Genomic DNA, 24,122 nt, shown 5'->3' on the forward strand with positions numbered 1-24,122 from the left:
GTCTGTCAACCTTTCCCATCCGGTACCCTGTGAGTAGGACATAAGGAACAAGAGGAGTGGGATGAAGATCGAGGTCATCGCCTGCGACATCGACCGGGCCACCCCGGCGACCACGGTCGAGGTCACTGTGGACGGCGAAACGGTCGAGATGGACTTGTGTGCGGAGCACGCCCGCCCCATCTACGACCTGGTCGAGCAGGTCCGCAGCAAGACGGACGATGTCCCCGCTCCTACGGGCGCACACTCGGACGGGCGCGCCACGCAGTCCAACCCGCCCACCTCGACACCCAGGACACGCAAGGCCGCCGCGAAGCAGCCGGCCAGGAAGTCCGCCGCGAAGCAGCCGGCCAGGAAGGCAGACGGCCGACGAAAGGCCGTGGTCACGAGCATGGAGGAGATCCAGGCCCAGCTCAGGGAACGAGAGGGCTGAGACGGCGAGAGCGCCCCCACCGACCATCGCGGTCAGTGGGGGCGTTGTGTTACTCGGACTCTCCGTTCGGCTGGGCATATACACCCAGTGCGGTTAGCACGTGGACGGCGACCGCAACCTTCGGCTCGTCGGCGAGGTAAAGGGAGGCCAGGCCGGCGAGGGTGCCGATCGTCGCGACAGCCGCCTTGGCGTAAGGCTGCGCCTTCTTCGGCAGGAGCGGAAGGATCAGGGGCACGGGCTTACCGTGCTTGGCCATCGGCTCACACCTCCGGCACGCGAAGCTTGTCCCAGGACGCCTGGCCCGGCCATCCGTCCGCCGCGCTCCCGGTGTACCCGAGCTTGCGCTGCCACTTCTGGTAGGAGAGCCGGTCCGCCTCGGTCCACTGGGCACCCGGGCCCGAGGAGTAGGCGGAGCAGCCCTCGGCGACCAGGCGCTTACCCATCGCGGTGACGACGGCCGAGTACGGCCGGCCCTTGAAGAACGCACCCCCCGGGAAGGGCTCGTAGCGCACGGGCTTGGCCGCCGAGGGCAGGGAGCCCAGGAGCTTGATCAGGCTGGACTCGCCGGGGACGCCGTCGGCGTCCTTCCCGGAGAAGCCGAGGCTGCGCTGGAAGTCGGCGTAGTTCTCGGTGTCTGCGTCCGTCCAGCGAGGACCGGGGCCCTCGGCGTAGTGCTTGCCGAAGCCCTTTGCGACCAGCGCCTTGCCGACCTTCGTCACATGGTCGCCGGTCGCGCCATACCCGTAGGTCAGGCCACCGATCGTGACCTGGTAGCGGGCGACAGTCGAGCCCGAGCCGGACGAGCCGCCACCGGGGGCGGGCTCGTAGCCGTCGGCCGGCATCCCGGCCCGGACCCATGCGTAGAGCGTGGAGCCGGGGCAGAGCGTCGCGAAGCCGTCCTTGTGGCCCTTCATCGCGAGCTTGCGGCCAGTCTTCCGGCACGCCTCGTCATACAGGGCACGCGCGGCAGACAGAGCCTTGGCGCTCGGCTCCTGGTCGCCGCCGATGGCGATCTGAACGCCGAGCCCCGTCACGTTATGGTCCGGGCAGTGCGCGCCCTGAAGGGTCCAGCCCCGGCCCTCGTAGATGGCGCCGTTCTGGTCGACCACGAAGTTGTAGCCGATGCCCGCCCAGCCCTGTGCGTGGTGCTGGCGGTCGATGGCCTGCGGTACAGCGTTGCCGGTCGCGGCGATGTGGTTCGCGCCGTCGTAGTGGATGAAGAACTCGGTGCGCTGGCTGAGCGCGACCTGGTTGGGGGAGCCGTCCCAGGGCTTAGCGCCCCAGGCCGCGCGGGAGATGATCGTGACGGACAAGGGTGGAACCTCCAGGGAACACGAAGGCCCCGCCTCACATCGAGACGGGGCCGTGGCGGGGTGGGGTGGTCAGGCGGTCGTGGCCGCCATGTGGTCGTCGAGGCGCTCGGACACGGCCAGGCGTTCGCGGCGCTCGTGGGCGATGTCCTGGCGCAGGGCGCTGATCTCCTCGCTGTGCCGCTCCTGGAGGGCCAGGACGCGGTCGATGCGGTACGCCACGGCGTCGAGGTCGTCGCGCAAGTTCGTGCTGTGCGTGTTGGCCACCTGGTCGCGGGCCTCCTGCGCGTGGCCGGCGACCTCGCTGATCGCCTTGGCCTGGCGGCGCATGAACTCCGCGGCGATGCCGATCAGCGCGACCATGACGGTGCCGCCGGCCGTGACGAGGGAGACCTGCACGGTCGGTTCGAGGGCGAGGGTCACGCGGCCTTCGCCTCCAGGGCCGCCAGGCGGGACTCCAGGTCGGTGAGCTGCGCGGCCTGGCGCTGGACGACCGGGATCAGGGCGACGCCGAGCAGGTCGTAGCGAAGACCGTCCACCTCTCCGTCGAGGTAGTTGATCAGCCACGGAAGGTGAGGCTCGACCTCCTCGGCGATGAGGCCCACCTCGTCGTCGCGGCCCAGGCGCACAGTGCCGTCGCCGTCCACGGTGTCCTTGCGGTCGTAGATGACGGGGCGGAGCGCGAGGACGTCGTCCGGGTTGACCTCGTAGTCGCGGACGTTCTCCTTGAACTTGATCGAGGAGGTGTTCCGCGCGAAGGTGCCGTCGCCCTGCACCCAAACCGCGTAGTAGGTACCGGAGCCGCTGACGCTGTCAGCGTGGACGCGCTTGGTGCCGTTGGCCCAGGCGATCGTCGAGCCGGACGTCAGGTAGCCCGAGTGGGAGTGAGAGTCCGGGGGGAAGGTGGCCGGCTTCGAGGTGATCGACGCCCACGTGTGAGAGTGCGACGAGGGCGCGAACGTTGTCGGCTTGCCTGTGATGGTGTCCCAGTCGTGAGCGTGCGTGCTCGGCGCGTACGTGGACGGCTTACCCGTGACCTGGGCCCAGTCGTGGGTGTGGCTGGTCGGGTTGAACGAGGTCGGCTTGTTGACCACCTCGGTCCACTCGTGGGTGTGGGGCGTCGGCTCGAAGGTGTTCGGCCGGCCCGAGATCGACGACCAGGTGGCGGTGGGTGCGAGGTCGGCCCACGCGGTGCCGTTCCAGAACTCCCACGTCTTGGTTGAGGTGTTGTAGCCGAGACGGCCGACGCGCGGACCCTGCGGCCTGGTGGTCGTGGTCCAGCCGCCCACGCTGTTGCCGGTGAACCGGCGGTCGTCGGTGACGGCGGATGGCGTGATCGTCGCGGCGCCGATGGCGACGGTCACCTGAGCCAGGGGGAACTCGTATACGCCGGTGTCGGTCTGGGTCAGGGCCGGCAGGCCACCGCCGGGCGTGCCCTCGACGACGGCGAGCGAGATCTGGTTCGCGGTCGGGTCGAGTCGCAGGACCACGCGGTCTGTGCGAGCGCTCGTCGAGGCCGCACTGATCGGGACGATTTCGGTGTCGGTGGACTGCACGGCGTGGCCGCGGATCACGGCGAAGCCGGACGGAACCTTGACTTGCATCCCAGAGCTGTCGGCGTAGACGGAGAAGCCAGGTCCTCCAACGGTGTCGGCGACGCCCGTGGACTGAAGCTCGCGGAAGAGGTAGGAGAACTCACCTTCGCTGACCGGCTGCTCGTCGAAGGGGTAGGAGGTTATCGCCACTCGGGGCTCCTTCCTGGGGAAGCGAAAGGCCCCCGAGCGCGATGTCTCGGGGGCCAGGGGCTGGGGGTGAGCGTCAGGCGAGCGCCAGGATCATCGGGTCGAGATCGAGCTTCATGCTTGACGGGGTGATCGACGCCGGAAGCGTCGTCTGCGACGCGAGGTAACCGGCCCGCATGAACGCCGTGCCGAGCAGGTGGAAGTTCGACGGGTTCGACGGAGCCTCGTTCTGGATGTGCATGTAGTAGAAGTCAGTCGCCGCGCCAGCCGTCATCAGGAAGGCGGCCCAGTAGCGGCCCGGCTGCAACGTCGTTGTGGCCGTGAGGTTGAGGGGTACCGCGCCGATGTGGTTGTCCTTCGCGTCAGTCGGCGTACCCGTCTCCTGGCCGGCGGCCTGAACGTTGGACAGTGCCGTGCTGCCGGTCCATGCGACTCGCGATCCGGCTTCGCTGTAGATGCCTGCCATGAAGCGGGCAGCCGGGATCAGAGTCGAGCCGCCCCAGCCTCGGGCGTGAACGACGACCTTGGACACGGGGGTCGGCTCGGTGATGTTGATGCCCGCAAAGTACAGGCGCTGGATCACCGCGGCCTTGAGCGTTGTCGGGTTGGCGACGGCTGCTGGGTCGACACTCCACGCCTGGAAGCCGAGGGCCTGCGGGGTCCAGGCGTTCCGGGCCGCGTTCGGTATCTGCGCGATCGGAATCTTCGAGGTCAAGTCGAGGCTGGCAACGCCGTTGGCCGCGCCGCGCGTCGTGGAGGCGAGGGCGGAGACGTCGGCAGCAGTCAGCGTGACCGCGCCCGTCTTGCCGTTGACGGAGGAGACTCCGCCGCCTCCGACCGTGACGATCGTGCCGTCGGACTGGCGGACCTTCATCACGCCACCCTCGGCGTAGGCGACGACTCCGTTGGCCGGGTTGGTCGTGGGTACGGTGGATGCGTTCTGCAAACCAAGGACACGCACGCCTCCGCCGAACGGCGTGGTCGTGTCGCCGACGCCGACGTTGTAGAACGTGGAGCGCAGGCTGTTGCTGTATGGGTGCCCGGCGTCCGTGACGCGGAAGAACGTGGACGCGTCACTGCTGCCGTACGCGGTGAGCGCGTGTCCAGTGGTCGGCCTGATTTCGGTATGTCCCGTGAGAGTGCCGCCCGCGAGAGGGAGGGCGTTCACGTCGGTGGCGGTCAGCGTGACTGCCGGGCCGGCCTTGCCGTTCACGGTGTCGACGCTGCCGGGATCACCCTTCGGCCCTTGCGGGCCGGTCGCACCCGTGTCGCCCTTCGCGCCCTTCAAGTTGCCGATCGAAGTGCCCCAGCCGGACGCGCCGCGCTGCCAGATGTCGCCCGTGTCGATGCGGAGCAGCATGTCGCCCGGCTTGGTGTCGGTGCTGGAGGTCGAGGCGTTGTTGACGTACCACTTCGAGCCGCCGACGTTGTTGCCGACCTTGGTCCAGGTGCCGGCGGTCTTTTTCCAGAAGGTCAGGGTGGTGCTCGTGACGCCGAGGTACGTGCGGGTGTCGTCCTGGACGTACATGTCGCCGTCCACGCCGGTCCCTGAGTTCGGCGCAGCAGTGCCGGTGAGGAGCTGGCTGCCGGGGGCCCCTGTCGAGCCGGTCGAGCCGGTGTCGCCCTTCGGGCCGATGGCTCCGATGTCGCCCTTCGGTCCCTGTGGACCGGTCGCGCCCGTGGGACCGACGACGCCGGAATCCTCGGGGGCCGGCCATACGCTCAGTCCCACTCGTTAAACCTCCACTCCGGAGACGTGCAGCGTGCACGCGGCTCCGCTGCCCTGCACTTGGATCGCCTCGTTCTCGTCGAGCACCTGGTTGATCTCCAGGGTCAGAACGCCCTTCGCGGCGAGGCTCACCGCGGGGATGATGTCGATTCCGCCGAGCTTGACCACGACCGATCCGACGGCCGTGGTGCTCGGGTTGGCGGCGACGATGTTCGTCACGATCGCCTGTCCGGCCTCGGGCACGGTGTAGGCCGTGGTGAGGGCGGTAGGGGCTGGGCCCCGGAAGAAGTTGATCGGCGTAGCCACTACCAAACCCCCATGATCGCCATGATGTCCGAGCCGCCCCCGGCGTCCGCACGCTCCAGGTGAGAAACGCGCTTCTCGGTGCGGGACAGTCGCTTGTTCAGTGCGACGTCGAGGTTGAACCCCGTCGCGTCGCCGAGGAGGGCACCGACCTGGAAGCCGTTGGACCCTGCCTTGAGGGCGAGGCCAGTGACGTTGGACTTCAGCTCCTGGTCGTCCACCACGACCGCGACCCGGTCTCCCAGGCCCCAGTCCTTGCCGAAGGCCATCGTCGAGTCCTCCATGGGGACGAGCTGCACATCGACGGCGGTGAAGCCCTCGTCGGCGATGGCCTCGTCCCCGGCCTGCTGAAGCTCGTCCCACTTGTCGGTGTTCCGCTGGTCGATCCAGCGCTCGATGCGCCGGCCCCAGTCGTCCTCGGCTTCCAGGCTCGTCGGTGAGGAGACCTGGAGGAGCTGCCGCTTGGTCAGCTCGCCCTGGCCGGCCACGATCGCGCGGGTGACACCCGGCGCCGAGATCGTCGCGCGCTGCCCGCTGAGCGTGCCGTTAAGCACGTCGAGACGGATGAAGTTGGTCCTGTCCAACACCTCGTACGTTTCGAAAACGAGCTGGTTACCGCGCTGTATGACACGGAAACCAAGGTTGGCCAGGAGGGCGATCTCGGTCAGGAGGTTGCCCAGCACTGGGAATCGGGCACTCTTCACGACCTGCGGTCCGCGGCCGTGGTCAGTGCCCATGACGAGCCCTGTCTTACGCCGTCCAACGGGGGCTGTCGGACCGATGTTGGCGCGAACGAAGGAGTGCATGACGGTCTCCGCCGCACCTTGTCTCACGTCGTGTGCGAGCTTCTGCGTCGCTCCGTTCGGGTTGGTCGGCTCGGGGAACGCGAGCATGTCCCGTAGGACGATGTCGTCGGATACGCCCTCGAAGACGACGCTGCCGCCCGTGTCCTCTGGTGTGGCAGCGTGCTCGAACTTCGTGGTCGGTCCGGACATCAGGGTGTAGCTCGGGCCCGTGATGATCACGCCTGAGCCGGGGGTCCGCAGGTGCGGGGTCAGCGGGTGCTCTGCCGCGAGGGTGAGCTTCCAGGACCCGACGTTGTTGAAGGAGTCCTGCATCTCGAAGACCAGCTCCTCGGGGCGGACCAGGCCGACGCGGGTCAGCGTCTTGTCCCGCACCTCAACGGTGATGTCTCGGAGCTGCACTCACACCACCATCCACTTCCGCGGCTGCCAGGAGCACACGATGCGCGAGCCGGCCACGACGTCCAGGAGGGACGCCTGGGCGGTCGACAGGCCGGGCTTGACCGTCCAGAACCGGGGCGCGGCGTCGAGCTGGTTGTAGCGGTTGGCGCCGGTCTGGTCGGTAACCGTGCCGCGCTTGGTGTCGATGGTCAGGACGTCGCCGGATGCGAGCGCGCCGGTCCACTTCAGCCGTTCGCCCAACGGGGAGACGGCGGTGAACGTGTTGCCGGGGCCGTAGACCTTCCAGATCGGGTACGCCTCGGCGTCGCCGGAGTTGTTCAGCTGGATCTCGCCGATGGCCTGCGAGGCGGCGACGGGCAGCTTGGTCATGTTCGACAGGAAGGGGGTCGAGGTGGCCCCGGTTATCTGTCGGGTCTCGGTGACCGAAGAGGTCCAGTACGGGTCGGGCGCGCGGAAGGAGATGATCGTGGAGAACTCGCGCTCGCCGGTTGTCTCGATCCCGTACGTGAAATCGCCTCCGCCCGTGCGGTAGACCTCGGTCTGCCAGCGGGTGTTGTCGTCGTTCTGGAGAGTGAGGGTGCACCTCCCGGCCAGCGCGAGGGCCAGCCGGGAGATGCGGGCCTGGAGGTCGCGACGGCTGCGCGCGAGGATCTCAAGGGGGATGTCGATGTCTCTGGGTAGGACTCGCCTACGTCGGTACACGGCGCCGTCGCCCGCTCCTTCGAGCCACTGGACGTTGACGGGGGGCAGGCCGAAGCCTGTTGCCCCCGTCGTAGCCTGGTAGCCCAGGCCCTTGTCCATGACCTCGTTCAGGTCGAGCGTGTCCGCTCCGCTGCTCAGGAGCAGCTTGGGCACTTGCGGATCACCATCCCATCCGTGCTCGGTTGGCAGCGGCGAACAGATCCTCTTCGGAGCCGAGAGAGGAACCGGGTGCTGCGTAGTAGTTGAGGATCTTCGTGCTGCCACCGTCACGGCCGGCTAGGGCCGAGGTAACGGCAGCCGTGACGCTGCGAGACGTGCCGAACGCCTTGATCTCCGGGGCGTCGAACGCGGTGTTGGCGACGTCCTGGGTCAGGCCCTGGAGCGATCGCTTCACCGCGCCGTAGCGGGACTCCAGGCCCTTGATGAAGCCGTTGATCACGAGCTGGCCGGCGTTCACCAGGAGGACGCGGTCGAGAGACTCCGGGCCCTTCCAGCTCGTCAGCTTGTCGGTCAGGCTGCCGAGGGCGTCCTTGACGTCACCGAACATGCCGGTGATGCCCGAGATGAAGCCCTTGATCAACTGGATACCGGCGTCCTTCAGTGTCGAGCCGATGCTCTTGAGGGCGTCCTTGGCCTTGCCGGGCAGCTTCCCGACTTCGGACACGGCCTTGCCGAGCCACTCGGTCACGGTCGACACGAGTCGTGTGAACGCGTCCTTCGTGGTCCGAACCGCGTCGTCCCAGCCGTTGGAGAAGAACCGGCCGATCGCGCGCAGGCCGTCCATCGCCTTCGTCCCCAGACCGGAGAAGAAGGAGGTGAATCCTTCGCTGATCGACTTCCACGCGTCCGAGCCGAACTTCTGCACGGCCTTCCAGCCGGCCTCGAAGCCCTCACCGATCGCGGTCAGGCCCTTCTTTGCAGCGCCGAGGACGCCGACCGAAAGCCACGTGATCAGTGCGCCGAGGATGACGTCCCACAGGCCCTTGAGGAAGGTCCACAGACCGTTCCAGAGATTCTCGAACGCCTTCCACAGGTCGTCCCAGTTGCCAGTGAAGATGCCCTTGAACAGGCCGATCCAGATCTCGAAGAACGCCTTGATCATCTGCCAGACGCCCTTGAAGATCTCGACGAAACCTTCGAGGACCAGGGCGACGCCGTTGATCGCAGCCACCAGCGTTCCGACCAGCAGCTCGGCGATGAACTGGATGATCGGTGCGAGGATCGGCATCAGGAAGTCGATCACCTGCTTGATCGCTTCGAGGAACGGCATGAGCGCCTGGACCAGGCGGTCGAACGCGTCCTTGAGCAGGGGCAGCATCGTCTCGGCGACGTTCTGGATCACTGGGATCAGCGGCAGGATCGCGGCCGTGAGGATCTGGATCAGGATGTTGACCAGCGGCATGGCCGCAGTGACGATCCCGGCCAGGAACTCGGCGACGACCGGAAGGATCGGAGCCAGGCCCGAGATGAGCCCCTCGATCAGCGGGGTGACCGCCGTGAGGATCTGACCAAACGCCTCGGACACGACCGGAAGGATCACGCTCAACGCCTGGAAGGCCATGCCGAGCGCATCGGCGATGATCGGCACGAGCGCGGCGATCACCGGCTGGAGCTGCTGGAAGATGCCCGTCAGAGTCGAGCCGAGCAGGTCGACGATCGGCAGAATCGAGGGAGTCAGCGCGGTGAACGCCGCCGTGAGCGGGGTCAGCGCAGCCGCGACGAGCGGGCCGAGCTGGGCCGCGAGCGCACCCATGATCGTCATGACCGAGCCGAGGGCCGCAGCCAGCGGGGCGAGCACGGGCAGGACGCCGTTCACGCCAGCCTGGATGCCGTTGAACAGGGCATACACCCCGGCGAAAACGCCCTCCTGGTTCAGCGCGGCAGCGATGCCGCCGATGGCGGTACCGATGATCGTGCCGACCTGCGGGAGGATCTGCGTCAGGAGCCCGACGAACTGGCCGAGGAAAGCCTTCAGCTCCTCGCCGCCAGCCTTCGACATGTTGGACATGGCGTCGTGCGCGGCGGTGAACAGGCCGACCATCTTGGACTGAACGGCGCTGGAGTCGATCGCCTCGTGGATGCCCGCGAGTGTGCTGCGGACCATGGCCAGCGTGGAGCCGCCGGCTTCGGTTGCCGCCCGGGAGATGCCGGCGAAGATGCCGAACATCTCGTACAGCACCCCGCCGAGGTCCTTCAGGGCGGCGATGCCGTCGTTGATCTCCTTGGTGAGGCCAGCCTCGCCCTTCATGTTCAGCCAGTTCGACGCCCTCGTGGCGATGTCGACGAACCACTGAGCAAGCTGCGGAAGGTAGCCGGCGCCGACCTCGCCCAGCACCTTGATGATGTTGGCGAAGGCCCCGGTGCCCGTCGTGGCGATATCGATCGACTTGGAGAGGTCGTCGAACATGCCGCCCAGCGCGGGCGCGAGCGAGGACTTGAGCGAGTCGGCGAAGCCGCCGAAGAACTGGCCGAGCTGCGTGCTCGTCTTCGCGAAGCCGGACGTCAGCTCAGGGAGCAGGGTGTCGATCAGCTCGCGGATCGGTGTCTTGGCCTCGGCCCAGAAGTTCTTACTGATCAAGTCCTGGAGCTGTGAGAGCTGGCCCTTGACCTGCGGGAGAACCTTGTTGAAGTCCTTGAAGGCGGCGATGGTAGCGCCGACGCCGATCGCCATGCCGCCGAGGATTCCGGGCAGGGCCAGCGATGTTGCGCCGATCTGCGCCAGCGACGCGGACAGTGCGAAGAGGTTGCTCGCGCCCGCGATGGCCCACGCGGACAGGCCGGCGATGGCGGAAGCCAGCGTGCCGACGATCGGCACCTTCTTGTCGAGGTCCTTCAGGACGTTGCCGAGCTTCTCGAAGGTCTCGCCGATCAGGCCGGCACCTGAGAGCGACTTCAGCATCGCGGCAGCCGTTGCGTACGCCGAGAGCGCCACCTTGGGGAAGACGTTGACCACGCGGTCGCGTGTCAGCCGAGCCATAGCCGCGACCACTCCGGCCACTGCGCCCTTCGACGTTTCGGGCTCGATCTCCGCCTTAAGGCCGTCGATCTTGTCCTGGAGATCGTCGATCTCCCGCTCGACCTTCCGCCTGGCTACGGCGTCCAGCTCGGGCGTGATCTTCGCCTTCAGCTCCTCCATCTGGAAGAAAGCTGCTTCGAGCTGCCTCTTGAGCTTGGCGACCTCGCCACTGTCGAGCTTGGGCCTGACCGTGATGTCGTCGAGCATGGCCTTGACTCGATCGGCGGTGGCCTGAGCCTCGGCCATGTCCCAGTTCAGGGCGACTTCGGCGCGCAGGTCGAGCCGCTTCTGGATCTCCTCGCGGGCCTTGCGCAGCGACTCCTCGTCCATGCCGACGGAGAGGTTGACCTCCGCCAGCTTGGCCAGCTCGCCGTTGATCTTGGCGAGGGCCGCCTTCAGCGAGGCGTCGTCATCGAAGTCGACGGTCAGGTCCAGGCGCAGGTCGTTGGCGAGTGACTCGCGCACGGCGAGCAGCTCGGCCTCGTCGACATGGACGTCGATCTCGACCTCGCGGAGCTTGGACAGCTCGGCGTCGATCCGGTCGATGGCCGACTTGATCGACGACTGACTCGACTCGTCGATGCGCAGCTTGATCGACTGCACCTCGGCCAGCCGCTCGCGCAGCATGTCGAGGCCGGCGTTCAGATCGCCCTCGTTGAGGTCGATGTTGATGTCGACGGCACCGAGCCGGTTCAGCTCGGACTGGATGCGGGCGATGCCGGCGCGCAGGTCCGCCTCGTTGTCGAGGTTGACCTTCAGGTTGATGTCCTTGAGGGCCTGCTGTGCCTGGGTGTGGATCTTCTCGGCCTGAGCGTTGATCGCGTCGCCGTCGAGGACGACCTTGGCCTTGACTTCCAAGCCGCGCTCGGCGCGCTTGAGTTCGGCGTTGGCCTCTTCCTTGAACTTGCTCGTGTCGGGCAGGATCTTGACCGCTACGCGGCCAACGATCTGCGCGTCTGACATGGGCTTACCTCCGGGCAGTGAGCTGCTTGTAGATCTCCGCCACAGAGAGGCGGCGCTTCTTCTCGCCCTTGTGCGACTCCTTCTTTGCCTTTGGGCGCGGGTACTCCGGGAATTTCGGAGCCCCCCTCTTTCCCCACTGGCCTGTCGCCCGCGTGTTCTGGTTGAGCGCGTCGAAGAGGTCGGCGGTCATGTGCCTGTCGGCGCCCCATCCGAAGTGCTCCCTGCCGCCCGACGCGAGGGCCATGGTCAGAGAGGTGTCGGGGAGCCTCCGCACCAAGAGGTGGACGAGGGCCGGCGAGGGCCCGCGCCCGGCCACCACGTCCGCTAGGTCGATGCCGTAGTGGAAGAGGAGGTCGGGGTACAGGCCCTCGCCGTACTCGTCGATCAGGTGCGCGAGGCTCAGGCTTCCCCCGCCTGAGTGCCCGCGCTGTACGTCTCGAAGATCTGGGCCAGGAGGGCGAGGTCGCCGCTGACCTGCTCGATCATCTTCTCGGCAAGCTTCTTGTCCTTCGCGACCAGGCGGATCGCGTCCGCCAGGACGTCGGCCTGGTCCTTGCTGTCGTCGCCGTCGAGGCTGTCCTGGAGGGACGCCAGCTCGTCGCGCTCGGCCTTGGCCAGGCGCAGCGGGTTACGCAGGACGACGGTGGTCTTCTCGTCGAGCTGGATGTTGGTGGAGCCGTACTTCGCGTCGGCGGCGGCGCGGATGTCGTCGAGGGAGAAAGTGGCCATGGGGTGCGGACCTCCAAGGGGTAAGGGGGGAGAGGAAGGGGGCGGACCGTGAAGGGGGAGCCTCCGCAAGGGAGGCCCCAGCGCGTGAGGAGGTCCGCACCGCTCACGCGCTGGGGGAGTGCAGGATCAGGCGGCCTGGCCGGGCTCCCACGAGTCGCCGTCCCAGTGCGCCTTCGAGGCGTCGCCAAGGACGACGTGCTGACCGGTGGTCCAGGCGGTAACCGGGGATGCGGTCACGCCAGTCATGCCGGCGAGGCTGACCGGGGTGGAGGCGCCGACCGGGGTGAAGGAGCCCGGGGTGCCGGCGGTGGCGCCGGTTGCGGTGACGGTGCCGAGCGGGGTGATCGCGTACGACCAGGCGTTCGCACCGTGCGGCATCGGCTTCACGCTGAGCGGGAGGCCGGCGAGGGACTCGGTGTCGCCGAAGGACAGGTCATCGCCTCGGTAGATCTCGGCCTTGGGGGCGTAGAAGGCGAACACGTTCTCGCCGTCCACGAACACGGCGAGGAAGGCCGCGGTGGTCGGTACCGGGTCGGTCGGGACGCCGACGGAGCCGTCCGGCAGGACCGGCGCGTTCGAGCCGTAGTAGAGCTTCAGACCCTCGACGTCGAACTGCTGGAGCGTGAAAGTCATGGACTCGGTCCGCGCGCTGTACTTCGTGCGGAGGCTCTTGTTCTGAAGCGATCCGATGGTGGTCGCCTCGCCGCCCTCGGAGGTGATCGAGAAGATCTCCTCCAGGCTGGTGTGGCCCACGGCCTCCCACGGGGAGAGCGGGGTCAGGAGGTCGGCCGGCATCTCAGTGCCGACGGGGGCGGTCAGGTAGTTGCCCGAGCCGATGACGAGGGTTGCGGCGTCGTTCAGTGCCACTGAGGGGACTCCTTACTCGCGCACGCGAAGAAGCCCCGGTGCGCTGTGCGCGGCCGGGGCCTGGTGCGTGCGGGGTAGCGGTTAAGGGAGGGGGAACGGGCGGGTGCGTGGCTTGCGGATCTCGACGTCGTACTGCGTCTCGTAGCGCCACACACCTGTGGGCAGGTCGGCGTACTGAACGGGCCCGCTCGCCGTCGCCCAGTCGGTAGCCCGCCGAGGGGCGGAGGCGAGGTCCACGCGGGTGATGTGGCCGCGACCGGGATAGACCTTCTGGTTCAGCCACGCTTCGCGCAGGACTACGCGGACCGCTTCGGCGAGGATCGCCGCGTCCGCGTCTCCGTCCGGGTCCTCGCAGAAGGTCTGCACGACTACGCGGGCGGAGTCGGTGAATCGGGTATCGCCCGCCCACAGACCGAAGGACGGGTCGCGGCGGACGAGGACGAAGGGGAACTGCTGGTCGCGCTCGATAAGCGACTGGACCTTGATGCCTGGCAGGCCGTCCCGGAGCACGGCGAGGAGGAGATCCTCGACGGGGGACAGCTCGGCCAGGGCCTTAATCTCCGCGGGAAGGCCGGCCACGGACTCGACCCCCCTTCTTCATGCGGATCTTGACGTGGCGCTTGACCTTGGCCCCGCCCTTGTTCCGGCGTGGCAGTCGCGCGGCGTCGGTGAGGATGTACGAGCCGCCCTTGGCGCCGACCGTGTATTCGTTGACGGTCTCGTTGTCCGGGGACAGGAGGGTCACGTCGTAGGCGTTGCGGCCCAACTCGATGGACAGGGCCGAGTTCACGTTGCCGCCCTGGCTGCTGGAGGAGACGTCCTCCAAGATCACGTACCGGTCGATCCGGCCGCGATCGGTCTTGATCTCCGCGCCCTTGACGTCGTCCTTGGTGTCCCTGCCTGAGCGCAGTGCCGCGAGGTTCTCTTCCGCGCGTACGCGGATGACGAACTGGCTCTCTTCGACCGCGCCTTGGACGCCGTCCAGCATGGCGAGGAACTGTTCGAGCTTCTTGCCCTTGACAGCCTGCTCCCAGTCGATGCTCACGGGCGTTCCCGGATGTCGATCGACCAGTGCCGCGTCTTGCGGGTGCCGTGGTGGTAGGCCGGGGGCGTGACGATGTCCCACTGGGTGCCGAGCACTTCGACCCGCGACCACAAGGTCACGTCGGGTATGTGGGCATCGACGATCATGCGGGTGATGTTGATCTGCTGTTGGCCGGGGACCTCGGCGCGGGCCGAGCGCTGCGGGATGAGCGCGCAGCGGACTTTGATCGGGCCCGCAGGGTCGGCCACGAGCATCTTGTTGCCCCGGCTGTCGATGTGCTCGACGGTCTTCCAGACCTTGGCCGGTACGCCGCGCCTGCGCTGAAGACTGCTCACCAGGGCTCCTGTTCGTCGGCGAACAGGGGGACGTCCTTGCCGTGGGAGGCGGGGACAAGGCCGGCCGAGACGGGCCGGACGATGCTCTGCCAGGCGGTGACGCCTGCGGTGTAGAGGCCGGTCGAGCGGCCGGCCAGGGAGGCGAGGAGGCGGGTCTCCTCGTCGGTGAAGTAGACGGTGCCGGCGTTCTCGCCTGCGGCGTCGTTCCAGCCGAGGGTCTCGTCGCCCGCGCGGGACTGCGTGTAGCCGTCCGGGTTGGACATGTACCGCTTGCACGCCTTCAGCACGAGGGTGCGCACCATGCGGGGAACGGACAGGTCGGGCCAGTCGCGGCCGTAGTGGGCGGCGAGGTTCGAGGCGTCCTCAAGGGCCGACGTCGCGATGCGCTCCTCGTCGGCGTCCAGCGTCCAGTCGAGTCGCCCCTTCAGGTCGTCAAGGCTGGCGTAGGCCACGGTGTCTCCTTGGTCGTCGGGGCGAGACAGGGCCGAGTGTGGACGTTTATCACACCCGGCCCTGGCTCAGTGGGCTCGATCAGACGGACGCGCCGTCAGCGGGGCCGGCGATGCCGGTGATCGCAGCCAGCTCCTTCTGCTTCGCGTCCGGGCCGTCCGGGTCCGGCAGAACGTCGTCGGTCGCGTCGAGGTCGAGCTTGATCGCGCGGACGAAGTGCTGGTACTCGGAAACAAACGCCTGGCGGGTGTTGGCGTCGCGGCCGATCAGGGTGTCCTCGACGAGGCGGAAGCCCTTGTAGGTGTTCACGATCGAGCGGTCCGTCATGCGGGTCGCGTCGTAGTCGCGAATCCAGCGCAGCGCCACGCCGTTGTAAGACGCGGCAGCACCGAACGGGACGGACTGCGGGACGGACGGGGCGCCGGTCGCGAAGATGAACGCGGAGCCGACCATCGCGACGGCGAAGTCCGCGGGCAGCTCGTTCGAGACGACGATGTTGAAGCCGAAGCGTCGGCCGATGGTGGCCTCCTTCAGCGCGGAGACGGCCTCGGCATCGCCCACGTTCGAGGCGAGGTTCAGCTTGTCGTCCGAGAGCAGCGCGGTCTCCCAGCCGGAACCGACCAGAAGGGTCCGCTGCTCGGCCGGCACCCGGAGCTTGTTCATGACCTCGCGGGCGCGGATCAGAGTGCCGCGCAGGTCACGGCCGGACTTGGCGCCGGCCAGCGTGATCTCGTACGGGGCGTCGAGCAGGTAGTCGACGGCCTGGTACTCCAGGCCCTTGCCGACCGCCTCGGTCTGCTTGGCCATCAGCTTGGCCCAGCCGTTGAGGTCGAACGCCTCCTGCTCGTCGGTGAGCTGGACGGCGGAGTAGATGTCGCCGCCGAAGGTGACCTGGACGGTCTTCTCGGCGTATGTGTCGAACTGGATCTCAGTCGACCGGTCGTTCCGCCACCCGTACGTACGGAAGGGGAGGACCCCTTCCACCTTGACGTTGATGGCGTCGCCCTTGGCGCCCTTGAACTGGTCGACGCCCTCGCGCTGGAAGACGGCGGGGACGACGAGGGACTCTTCGAGAGCGACCGCTGCGGTCGCGGCGAGCTTCTCCGGCTTGATGACGTCGTGCGGCGTGTAGGCCACGGGATGGTTCTCCTGTCGATAAGGGAGGGGGAGGCTCGGCGTGTCTCACTAACACACCTTGGCCAGAGGAAAGGAGGTGCTCAGTAACCGCGCCTGCGCGCGGCACGAGCGGCCTTGACCGGGTCGAAGTCGTCGTTGCCGTCAGGCGGTGTCAGACCTCCACCGAGGGACTCGGGGGCCGGCGGGGCGATGAGCTTCTGAAGCTCCTTCGCGTCCGCCTCCAGCTCCTCGGCCGTCGCGCCATCCAGGCGCTTTGCCAGGGCCTCGGGCAGCTCGTACTTAGCTGCCACGCTGTTGAGCAGGAGCTGCCGCTCCAGGGTCTCGACCTGCGCCTTCAGCTCGGCCGTGGCCGCCTCGAACTCCTCAACGGTCTTGGCCGAGTCGAGCTTGGCCTGCACGTCACGGAGCTTCGTGCGGTAGTTGGCCGCCTCGGCGTTCGCCTCGGTCAGCTTCTTGCGCAGCACGTCGGCCGGGACCAAGTCGTCGGCCAGCTTCTCGTCCGGCTTCTGCTCCGCCTCGTCACCCTTGGGGGCCTCGCCCTCCGGGGGCGTCTCGACGGTCTGCTCGGTCTCGGTGCTGGGGGTTTCCTGCTCGGGCACGCTCACGCCTCCTGGACGCTGGGGGATGTCTGCCGCGCCTCCTGGGCTGCGGCCTTCTGTTCTTGCCGGATGAACCGGCGCCAGGCGGACACGGCCGCCTTACCGGAGAGGCCCTTCGTGACCTTGGGCCACAGCGCCTCATACCGGCGGTTCAGCTCGTAGAGGTCCGAGCTTCCGTACTGCTCGCGCGAGAAGATCGGCTCGGCGAAGCAGTTGCAGTTGTCGTGGAACTTGTCGCCGTCCGCGTAGTCGCCGGACTCCAGGTCAGTGAGGGACGGGCCGGCCTTCTTCTGGGACCGGTAGACAGCACCGCGAGAGATGAGCATCGCGCACCACCCGCAAGGAGTGCCGGTGCGCGAAAGTCTTATGTAGCCGATGACGCGACGGTCCGTGGCCATGTGGTTCCAAACCGTTGACCGGCCACCGTTGTTGGCGATGCGCGCAGCCGCCGCGGCCTGCCTGGCACCCGCCTGTCGGTGGGCTTCCTCGCGGGCCTTGTCGACGTCCTTCGCGGACTCGTTCTCGTCGAGGCTTGAGGTCTTGCGCTCCAGGTTCGCCGGGCCGAGGAGATCGAGGATCAACCTCGCCTCGTCCTCCGCCTCGCGCTCGATCCGCTCCTCGTCCTCACGCAGGCCAGGCAGCTCCTCGACCAGGATCTGATCGCCCGGGTCGTCGTCGACCTCCTGGGTCGAGTCGCCCTGGCCCTCCTCGCCGGCTTCCACGGACTCGCCGCTCGCGGCCGGCGAGGAGGTGATAAGAGCGGAGGATGCCGAGTCGGACCGCTCCTCCAGGGAGCCGCCTTCGACATCTCCGACCAGCGCGGCGAACTCTCGCCGCAGAACGTCCAGAGTCACGTAGGTGGGCTCTGGGTGGTACGGGTCAGCAACCGTGGTCCCGGTCCGCAACGCGCGGGCCAGGCGGTAGTAGGCGCGGGCAAGGTCCCGGCTCATGCGGCGCCGGGTCATCACCAGCGTGATGGCGCGACGCAGCCAAGCCGTGGAGGTGGCGGCCCTCGCGGTAACGGGGACCGACTGCCACAACTTCAGTGCCTCCTCGACGGTGCCGGCCCCGATCTGGGTCAGCGCCGTCTGGAAGGCGACGGATGCGCTATCAGCCTCAGCCTGCCGGGCTGGACTCGTCACGCGGCAACCGCCTCGACTTCAGGCGTCGCCGGTATGGATGCTACGGACGGGGTCGCCCGCGTCAGCGCGTTGGCGAGCTGGCCCACGGAGTCGTCGTCCTCGGCCATGTCCAGCCAGTCTTCGTACTCCTGCTGGGTCACACCCGGGACGCGCTTCCACAGGCCGCGCTTCGGAATACCGAGCTGCTCGGCCAGCTTGCCCAGGGCGTCAGCAGCCTGCGCGAGCGAGCGCGACTCCATGTCCCGCCACTGCACCTCACCGCTGAAGTCGTCGGCGGCGGAGGCGTTGCCCTCCAGCTCGCCGGCCAAACGGAAGACCCTCTCCCACGATTCGCCGAACCCGTTGCGGAATTCGGCGATCTTGCGGGCCAGGGCCACCTCCGCGGCGAGGAGGGCCTCTGCTGACAAGTTGGCGATCTGCCCCAACATCATGTGGGGAGGGGTCTGCGAGATCGCGGCCCAGTGCCGGATCGACATGTCGATCGACTCGATGAAGCCCCCGAGCGGGGTTTCGTCCAGACTGCCGAACTTGACGTCGGGGTCCTCGGCGAACAGGAAGCGGCGCGCGTTGTGGAAGACCGCAGCAGGAACGGGGTTGCCGTTCTCGTCGAGCTTCACCTTCGCGCCGACGACCTCGCCACCCTCGACGACCGGCTCGGTCTGCATGGGCGGCGCCATGCCGGTGACCGTGCGGACCTTCACCGAGGCGTAGGTCTGGGCGACGAGCAGATCGAAGATCGTTTGGTTGATGCGGTTTTGGAGCGGGATCATCGGCTCGACGACGCCGACCGTGCGCCCCTCCAGGTCGACGGAGGCGGCGAACCGGGTGACCGGACACTCGCTCGCGCCGTGCGGCTTGCCGGCCTGCACCCGGATGCCGTCCGGGTCGGTCAGCGACTTGAACGTCACCGCGTACTCGCGCTTGGCGTCCCACATGCGGGCCTTGCCCGGCACATCAGGCTTCGCCCAGGACACGACGGTCAACGCCACGTAGGGCGTCTCATCGTTCGCGGGGTCCTCGTACAGGGCTGCTGTCCGCTTCGCGGACAGACCCTTGGAGATGACACCCTTCTTGGTCTTCTCCGTCAGGACGAAGCTATGGCCGTACGCCAGGGCACCCCGGTAGATCGCGGCCTGGCGCGCGTCGAGACGCGAGCGCTGCCAGTGCGACCACTCCACAGTGCCGCTGGTCGGCGCGGCCGGCAGGTCGGAGCTGTCCGAACTGGGACGGAAGCCGTCCACGTACAGGGCCTGAGCTGGCGTGCCGATGAGCAACGGCATCCAGTTGGACACCGCCCGCTTCGCGAGCAGCTTGTACTCGTCGTCAGCCTGGGGCGGCATGTACGGATCATCGTGCTCGCCGTGCACGTACCGGTCGATGCGTTCGAGTCGGGCTTCGTCGCGGTCGAGGATGGCGAGGAGTTCCTTCGCCAGCGCTGCGGGGCTGGTATCGGCCACGCCCTCACCACCTTTCCTGTTGCTTTATCACACCTACATGAAGTAGCCGCGCCCACTGCGCGGGCGGACCTTCTTGCCACGGGCGCGCAGGTCGTAAAGCGCCTCGTGCGCGAGCATCAGGGCCGCGTACGCGTCGACCTTCCGAGGCGACTCGCGCGACTCCTTGCCGAAGCTGATGCCGTAGTTGTTCGTCCGGCGCCGCGCGTTCAGCGTGTGCCGGCGCAGCGCCAGGTCGCCGTCGTACCGAAGCTTCCGATCGAAGATCGAGCGCATCAGCCGCTCGTGGGCCATCGTCGAGGACTTCAGCGAGGAGCGCATGTCCCAGCCGATCGCGTCCTTCGAGGCCGGCGACTTCACCGCCAGGCCCTCGCCGTACGTCTCCGACCACTCAGAGATGTAGCTCTCCCAGAGAGCCACGTCGGCGTAGAACGCCCGCACGTTGTGCACGCGGAAGGCGTCATGAACGGCCGAGTCGACCTCGGCCCGAGGCACCACCCAGCCCTCCCCGCGAGGGCCGTCGGGCTTCTCCCACAGGCCGAGGACGAAGGCGCACATGTCCTTGACGCGGATCGCGACCAGGGCGGTCGCGTCATCCGTCTTACCGCCGTCGAAGCCCATGACGATCTCGTCGCCCGGCGCCAGGACCGCACCCTCGTGGAGGATCTCGGCGAGCTGCGCGGGCCCGTACAGGGCGTCTTCCTCGGCGACGATCTGGTTCAGCCACATACGCCGCGACCGCGAGGCCGAGATCGTCGTGTCGAGAACCGACTGGATGATCGTCTCCGCGACCAGCCAGACAGCGTCACCGCGGATCTTCGGCAGCACGATCCGCAGCGCCTCGGGCGTCAGCGGTGTCTTCGGGTGCGCCTCGATCGAGTCGTAGAGGAAGCCGATGTCGATCGCCTTGCCCTCGCGGATCTTCTCGAAGGCTTCGCGCATCCGCTCGGCAACGCTGTCCTCGCCCGGGAGGTAGGCGTTCGTGATCGCCAGGTAACGGCTGTCCTGCTTGGTGGCGTTACCGTCGATCGTCTCGTACATCTTGTGGCCGGCGTTCCCAACGACCCAGTGATGGGTTTCGTTGAGCAGCACGAACGTGGTCCGCTTCCCTTCGAGGGCGCGGTACGACGACGTGACGGCTTCGAGCCGGCACTTGCCACCGTTGGCGCGGATCAGGACCGCGCCGTCCTTGATGTTGTACTTGGCCTTGAACTCGTCGCTCATCAGCGACGGGATCAGCGCCATCGTGTTCGTGGTCTGCGACTGGTTGACGGCCGTGACCTGGACCCACGCACGCGGGTGGGCCACGCCGACCGGCTCGCCGACCTCGTCCCAGTGAGAGAAGCGCGACGGCCCGCACAGCTCGACGAGACAGAGCACGGCGAGCAAGGGGTCCTTGCCCCAGCCCTTCATCCTCTGCAGCACGCCCTTGCGGGCGGTGAACCGGCCGGTCTCGTCCACGGCGTACCAGTGGAGGACGAAGCGGAGCTGCTCCTTGGTGAACTTCCAGGGGCCGCCGTCCTCCGCGCGGAGCCACTCCGCACACCAGCCGGCGATCTGCCAGCCGAGAGTCTTATGGGGCAGCACCCAACGTCCGAAGGCGTCGCGCTGCCAGGTGGGCCCGATGAATTCGGGCTCCAGGAGGTCGATCTCCTCGGGGGTGAGAACAGCCTGCTTGGCCATGGCGCACCCCCCAGGAAAGGTCAGTCCACCCCGAGATCCTTCTTGTAGTCGGCGATGGCCAGGACCGCGGCCGGCGTCTCCTCCGGCTCGGGTTCCTGAAGTTCGATGCGCACGCGGCGCCTATCTCCCTCGGCAACCAGGAGTCGCTCGAAGGCGGAGTAGATCGTCTGGAGCATCTGCCCCGACCTCTTGCCCGACTTCTTGTAGTGGGAGAGGTCTTCGCACAGCGAGTACGCGAACGCCCAGTCGGAGTTTTGGTAGAAGTCCGCCTGCCCAGAGGACTTCAACGAGTCCCACAGCCGACGCGCGATCGGGTGCCAGTCGCGATCCGCGTTCGGGATCTTGACCGGCTTCATCTCGCCCCTGGTCACCGACTGCTGATCGGCGCCCTTACGCGACCGGGGGCGCGCGAGGTCTTCTTCACGGTTCGGAACGGGGCCACGAGCGCCCACCGGCCACCTCCTTTCAGCGCAGGATGCCGAGGGCGTCCTGTCACACCATGCCGCCCGTCAGGAAGTGCACGGACAGCCAGGCCATGAACGCGAGCAGCGCGAAGCGGCGCAGCCGGACCCAGCCGGTCGGCTGGCCCGCCGCCTTCGCGATCTGGGCCGTCCCGAACCACTTCCATACGTGCTCAGAGAGGGTGTCGCCCTCGGTCTTGTTGAAGAGGGCCCTGCCCTCGATCGCACAAAAGGCCGCGAGCCATCCAACCCACAGCCAGGACCAGATGGTCACGCGGTACTTCCTTCCGATGAAGTCGAGCCCCTCGGGGTAATGAGCCGAGGGGCGAGGCACCGCGCCAGGGGAGAGGAGGCCCTGGGGTGCCGGCTGGCGCTCAACGAGTAGGGGGAGGAACTCGGAGCTGCCAGGTCTTACAGGAGGCCCGGGTGGGCCTCGTCGCGCCGGAACCGCTTACCGATCTGCTGGCGCTTACGCGCGCTGGCCTCGGCCCCTTCGCGTGATGACTTCCGCTGGTGATGCCATCCGCAGAGCGCTCGAAGGTTGGCTTCTCGATGATCGTCACCAGCGATGATGTGGTCCACGTCCGTGGCCAGCTCGTCGCACCGCACGCCGTACTGATCGCGCGCTGCGCAGCGATGTCCGTCGCGCCGAAGGACTCGGCCTCTGATCCGTTCCCAGTCTGCTGGGAGCCGGCTCCGCCGGTCTGAGTTACGCCACTGAGGCACGATCACCTCCTGGTCGTGGAAGCTGATCCCCTCGACGACGTCCTGCCTGAAGAGGCAGCTGCTCGAAGCTGTCGACCCGAGGGGCAGTCTGTAGAAGTACGTGGCTGTGTTCAGTGGGCGCTTCGCGCCCTGACTGCCAAGCCCGAACTACGTCAGTCGGAAGCGACTGGCGAGGCCCGACAGGGCCTCCAGCCTGCAAGTTCGTCTTGCCGTCTAACCTCTTACATATATAGGGATGCAAACGATCTTGGTCCGTTTGCGGACTACCTCTCGTGACCCCTGTCACACTTACGCGCTGGCCAGGCAGGCGACTGCGCCGCCTCGCGGCGGCGGTCCAGAGCTGGACTTGACGGCGGTGAAGTAGCGAAGCGGCGGAGCCGCGGAGCGCCCTACCGGGCGCACTGAGCAGTACCGACCGACAGGCTGGGGGCGGCGTAGCCGCCCGTGTCTCCGCCTGTGGGGCTGACGCGTTGCGACCATGGAGAAGGCATGAGTCCCTGTAGGGGTGGCGGCATCGAGTCGTGAGGCGAACCCATGGCAGGAAACGCACTCCCCGAGGGACAAGTGACCGTCCGGGCCTCTGGGGCGGACGAGGCTGTCAAGGCCGTCCTCGACGCGCTGGCTGCGATCTTTCCACGGCCGACAGGGGGCCGTGGGACGGTCGGGGGCTTCAAGGCGCCAGGATGGAATACGCCACGATTCGAAGGACCTAAGGACTGGAAGCCGGCGGGTGAGTGGGTTTCCGAAGTGTCGCCGCGCAAGTGGTGGTCTCAAGCCTTCGATACGGCTGAGAGGCGTGATCTGCCGACGGTGGGATCGTTCAGCGGCGAGGCGACGGTGCTGCTGTCGGGCAGGGAGGCGGACGTCACCGAGGTGGTTGAAGCGCTTGACGCGCTCTTCCTGGCGGAAGACCTCGGGACGATTCCTCGCGAAGGCGAGATCGAGCGTGAGCTTCGACTGTCACCCCAGGGTGGCGAAGTCCCGGACCAGGAGTGAGGTGATTCCTTGCGCCGGGAGGTGGACGTTTTCCCAGGTAGCGGCTCGGTAAGGACCTCCTGATCGACCCTGAAACCGTGGCGCGATCTTGGCTGCTATCACGAGGCGATCGGGAGCCGCGCGCCGAAGGGGTCATGCCCCCACCCCCTACCCGCGCCCTCGACCTCTGCTACTCTCGCGCGCCCGTCACGCACGCCGCGCCGCGCAGTCAGGGCAGGCCGCACGCGACCGCGTCACGGCCGATCGGACCGGGCCCGGGCCACCTACCCAGAGACCCCGCGAACGGGCGCGAGAGAGCCGCTCAGACCGCCGCTGACCTGCACGTTTGGTGCTCGGTGTGTTGGTGTGACAAACTCTGACCCGTCGCCAGGCACTACGGCGACACGGAGACCCCCACAGGGAGCGCCCAGCGCAACGCACCACCCGCCGGGAACCGGTAGCGCGGATAACGTTGGTCTCACTTGCACACCCGGCCAGACTCGACTAAGGTCTAGCCAAGTCCCCAGGGATGACCGGGGCGGCCACGCAAAGAGAGCGTGAGTCGACCGGACCCAACGGGGACTAACTCAAAGTCAGAGTGTGATAGTCTGACGAAAGCGCAAGGCCCCCTGGGTCGGCGCACACGAGCACTGCATGTCGCTCACCCCGGCCCCCGCAAGGGATGTCGCAGCCGCAAGGTGTGGGGCGAGTAAGAGGATTCGGTCATAGGCCAAGGAAGTGCGGCGAGCGCCGTGGGGAGGGCACCCTTCCCTAGCTCAAAGTGCCAGTCGTCCCCACCATGGGGCGGTGAGCGTTCCGTGATCACCTGTAGAGGTACAGCCTCCGAGAGTGGGACCGGCCCGTAAGGGTCGGAGCTAGCCCACCGTTGCACGACCTGGCTGCCTGCCCCCTTGTGGGGTGGGCGAGACCTAGGGCGGGTGTCCGCCGTGGGTTGCCGGTAGTCGTGCGTCGACCGTGAGTGCCGGGGCTTCGACCGCCTGCCGGACGGGATGGGGAACCTGTCCAGACCGACCGCCGGAAAGCGGGCCAGAGAGACTGGCCCCGCCGGATAAGGGGAGGGTCGGAGCCCGCCAGTCCAAGCCGTGAGCAGCCAGTATT

At 67.6% G+C, this 24,122-nt stretch carries 25 protein-coding genes; 2 read left to right on the top strand and 23 right to left on the bottom strand.

Annotated features, from left to right (window positions below):
* Nucleotides 1-61 precede the first annotated feature (61 nt).
* Nucleotides 62-430, top strand: coding sequence for a hypothetical protein (locus tag ACWEJX_RS03765; protein ID WP_451605904.1), 369 nt, complete (start codon nucleotides 62-64; stop codon nucleotides 428-430).
* Nucleotides 431-479: 49 nt separating this feature from the next.
* On the opposite strand, the gene ACWEJX_RS03770 is transcribed toward ACWEJX_RS03765, so the two are convergent.
* The 23 genes from ACWEJX_RS03770 to ACWEJX_RS03880 form a co-directional block, all read right to left on the bottom strand.
* The gene (locus tag ACWEJX_RS03770; RefSeq protein ID WP_451605905.1) at nucleotides 480-686 is read right to left on the bottom strand and encodes a DUF7439 family protein; all 207 of its coding nucleotides are present in this window, start codon (nucleotides 684-686) and stop codon (nucleotides 480-482) included.
* Between the two features lie 4 nt (nucleotides 687-690).
* Nucleotides 691-1,743 carry a peptidoglycan-binding protein gene (locus tag ACWEJX_RS03775; protein WP_451605906.1) on the bottom strand — a complete coding sequence of 351 codons (1,053 nt, stop codon included), beginning with the start codon at nucleotides 1,741-1,743 and terminating at the stop codon, nucleotides 691-693.
* 69 nt (nucleotides 1,744-1,812) lie between these two features.
* Nucleotides 1,813-2,163 (bottom strand): DUF2746 domain-containing protein, encoded by a 351-nt coding sequence (locus ACWEJX_RS03780; protein ID WP_451605907.1) that lies wholly within the window; start codon nucleotides 2,161-2,163, stop codon nucleotides 1,813-1,815.
* Nucleotides 2,160-3,485, bottom strand: coding sequence for a tail fiber domain-containing protein (locus ACWEJX_RS03785; RefSeq protein WP_451605908.1), 1,326 nt, complete (start codon nucleotides 3,483-3,485; stop codon nucleotides 2,160-2,162). The genes ACWEJX_RS03780 and ACWEJX_RS03785 overlap by 4 nt, the downstream gene beginning before the upstream one ends.
* Before the next feature lie 73 nt (nucleotides 3,486-3,558).
* Complete coding sequence (locus ACWEJX_RS03790; protein WP_451605909.1) at nucleotides 3,559-5,214, bottom strand: hypothetical protein; 1,656 nt, start codon at nucleotides 5,212-5,214, stop codon at nucleotides 3,559-3,561.
* Nucleotides 5,215-5,217: 3 nt separating this feature from the next.
* A complete protein-coding gene (locus ACWEJX_RS03795) occupies nucleotides 5,218-5,517 on the bottom strand; it encodes a hypothetical protein (RefSeq protein ID WP_451605910.1) in 300 nt (99 codons plus the stop codon).
* Complete coding sequence (locus ACWEJX_RS03800) at nucleotides 5,517-6,719, bottom strand: siphovirus ReqiPepy6 Gp37-like family protein (RefSeq protein WP_451605911.1); 1,203 nt, start codon at nucleotides 6,717-6,719, stop codon at nucleotides 5,517-5,519. The genes ACWEJX_RS03795 and ACWEJX_RS03800 overlap by 1 nt, the downstream gene beginning before the upstream one ends.
* Nucleotides 6,720-7,574 carry a phage tail family protein gene (locus ACWEJX_RS03805; RefSeq protein ID WP_451605912.1) on the bottom strand — a complete coding sequence of 285 codons (855 nt, stop codon included), beginning with the start codon at nucleotides 7,572-7,574 and terminating at the stop codon, nucleotides 6,720-6,722.
* 7 nt (nucleotides 7,575-7,581) lie between these two features.
* Complete coding sequence (locus tag ACWEJX_RS03810; RefSeq protein WP_451605913.1) at nucleotides 7,582-11,400, bottom strand: hypothetical protein; 3,819 nt, start codon at nucleotides 11,398-11,400, stop codon at nucleotides 7,582-7,584.
* Between the two features lie 4 nt (nucleotides 11,401-11,404).
* Complete coding sequence (locus ACWEJX_RS03815) at nucleotides 11,405-11,644, bottom strand: hypothetical protein (RefSeq protein WP_451605914.1); 240 nt, start codon at nucleotides 11,642-11,644, stop codon at nucleotides 11,405-11,407.
* Between the two features lie 155 nt (nucleotides 11,645-11,799).
* Nucleotides 11,800-12,129: a phage tail assembly protein gene (locus ACWEJX_RS03820; RefSeq protein ID WP_451605915.1), complete on the bottom strand. Its 330-nt coding sequence runs from the start codon at nucleotides 12,127-12,129 to the stop codon at nucleotides 11,800-11,802.
* Nucleotides 12,130-12,255: 126 nt separating this feature from the next.
* Nucleotides 12,256-12,996, bottom strand: a complete 741-nt coding sequence (locus tag ACWEJX_RS03825) for a phage tail tube protein (RefSeq protein WP_451605916.1) — start codon at nucleotides 12,994-12,996, stop codon at nucleotides 12,256-12,258.
* 81 nt (nucleotides 12,997-13,077) lie between these two features.
* The gene (locus tag ACWEJX_RS03830) at nucleotides 13,078-13,575 is read right to left on the bottom strand and encodes a hypothetical protein (RefSeq protein WP_362534924.1); all 498 of its coding nucleotides are present in this window, start codon (nucleotides 13,573-13,575) and stop codon (nucleotides 13,078-13,080) included.
* Nucleotides 13,550-14,041 carry a hypothetical protein gene (locus ACWEJX_RS03835; RefSeq protein ID WP_451605917.1) on the bottom strand — a complete coding sequence of 164 codons (492 nt, stop codon included), beginning with the start codon at nucleotides 14,039-14,041 and terminating at the stop codon, nucleotides 13,550-13,552. The genes ACWEJX_RS03830 and ACWEJX_RS03835 overlap by 26 nt, the downstream gene beginning before the upstream one ends.
* Nucleotides 14,038-14,376, bottom strand: a complete 339-nt coding sequence (locus ACWEJX_RS03840) for a phage head-tail adapter protein (protein WP_451605918.1) — start codon at nucleotides 14,374-14,376, stop codon at nucleotides 14,038-14,040. Before ACWEJX_RS03840 ends, ACWEJX_RS03835 begins: the two co-directional genes overlap by 4 nt.
* Nucleotides 14,373-14,828: a hypothetical protein gene (locus ACWEJX_RS03845; protein ID WP_451605919.1), complete on the bottom strand. Its 456-nt coding sequence runs from the start codon at nucleotides 14,826-14,828 to the stop codon at nucleotides 14,373-14,375. Before ACWEJX_RS03845 ends, ACWEJX_RS03840 begins: the two co-directional genes overlap by 4 nt.
* 79 nt (nucleotides 14,829-14,907) lie before the next feature.
* A complete protein-coding gene (locus ACWEJX_RS03850) occupies nucleotides 14,908-15,963 on the bottom strand; it encodes a hypothetical protein (RefSeq protein ID WP_451605920.1) in 1,056 nt (351 codons plus the stop codon).
* An 80-nt stretch (nucleotides 15,964-16,043) separates the two neighbouring features.
* Nucleotides 16,044-16,562, bottom strand: a complete 519-nt coding sequence (locus tag ACWEJX_RS03855; RefSeq protein ID WP_451605921.1) for a hypothetical protein — start codon at nucleotides 16,560-16,562, stop codon at nucleotides 16,044-16,046.
* A 2-nt stretch (nucleotides 16,563-16,564) separates the two neighbouring features.
* Nucleotides 16,565-17,704: a VG15 protein gene (locus ACWEJX_RS03860; RefSeq protein WP_451605922.1), complete on the bottom strand. Its 1,140-nt coding sequence runs from the start codon at nucleotides 17,702-17,704 to the stop codon at nucleotides 16,565-16,567.
* Complete coding sequence (locus ACWEJX_RS03865; protein ID WP_451605923.1) at nucleotides 17,701-19,161, bottom strand: phage portal protein; 1,461 nt, start codon at nucleotides 19,159-19,161, stop codon at nucleotides 17,701-17,703. The genes ACWEJX_RS03860 and ACWEJX_RS03865 overlap by 4 nt, the downstream gene beginning before the upstream one ends.
* 33 nt (nucleotides 19,162-19,194) lie before the next feature.
* Nucleotides 19,195-20,841, bottom strand: a complete 1,647-nt coding sequence (locus tag ACWEJX_RS03870; protein ID WP_451605924.1) for a terminase — start codon at nucleotides 20,839-20,841, stop codon at nucleotides 19,195-19,197.
* Between the two features lie 20 nt (nucleotides 20,842-20,861).
* Complete coding sequence (locus tag ACWEJX_RS03875; RefSeq protein WP_451605925.1) at nucleotides 20,862-21,293, bottom strand: phage terminase small subunit; 432 nt, start codon at nucleotides 21,291-21,293, stop codon at nucleotides 20,862-20,864.
* Nucleotides 21,294-21,333: 40 nt separating this feature from the next.
* Nucleotides 21,334-21,576, bottom strand: a complete 243-nt coding sequence (locus tag ACWEJX_RS03880) for a hypothetical protein (RefSeq protein WP_451605926.1) — start codon at nucleotides 21,574-21,576, stop codon at nucleotides 21,334-21,336.
* A 986-nt stretch (nucleotides 21,577-22,562) separates the two neighbouring features.
* On the opposite strand from ACWEJX_RS03880, the gene ACWEJX_RS03885 reads away from it, so the two are divergent.
* Nucleotides 22,563-23,024: a hypothetical protein gene (locus ACWEJX_RS03885; protein WP_451605927.1), complete on the top strand. Its 462-nt coding sequence runs from the start codon at nucleotides 22,563-22,565 to the stop codon at nucleotides 23,022-23,024.
* Nucleotides 23,025-24,122 lie beyond the last annotated feature (1,098 nt).

Source organism: Streptomyces sp. NPDC004788, assembly GCF_053601115.1.

Coding starts and splice junctions, on each gene's coding strand:
- ACWEJX_RS03765 (WP_451605904.1), top strand. CDS start 62: ATGAAGATCGAGGTCATCGCCTGCGACATCGACCGGGCCACCCCGGCG.
- ACWEJX_RS03770 (WP_451605905.1), bottom strand. CDS start 686: ATGGCCAAGCACGGTAAGCCCGTGCCCCTGATCCTTCCGCTCCTGCCG.
- ACWEJX_RS03810 (WP_451605913.1), bottom strand. CDS start 11,400: ATGTCAGACGCGCAGATCGTTGGCCGCGTAGCGGTCAAGATCCTGCCC.
- ACWEJX_RS03815 (WP_451605914.1), bottom strand. CDS start 11,644: ATGGCCCTCGCGTCGGGCGGCAGGGAGCACTTCGGATGGGGCGCCGAC.
- ACWEJX_RS03820 (WP_451605915.1), bottom strand. CDS start 12,129: ATGGCCACTTTCTCCCTCGACGACATCCGCGCCGCCGCCGACGCGAAG.
- ACWEJX_RS03870 (WP_451605924.1), bottom strand. CDS start 20,841: ATGGCCAAGCAGGCTGTTCTCACCCCCGAGGAGATCGACCTCCTGGAG.
- ACWEJX_RS03885 (WP_451605927.1), top strand. CDS start 22,563: ATGGCAGGAAACGCACTCCCCGAGGGACAAGTGACCGTCCGGGCCTCT.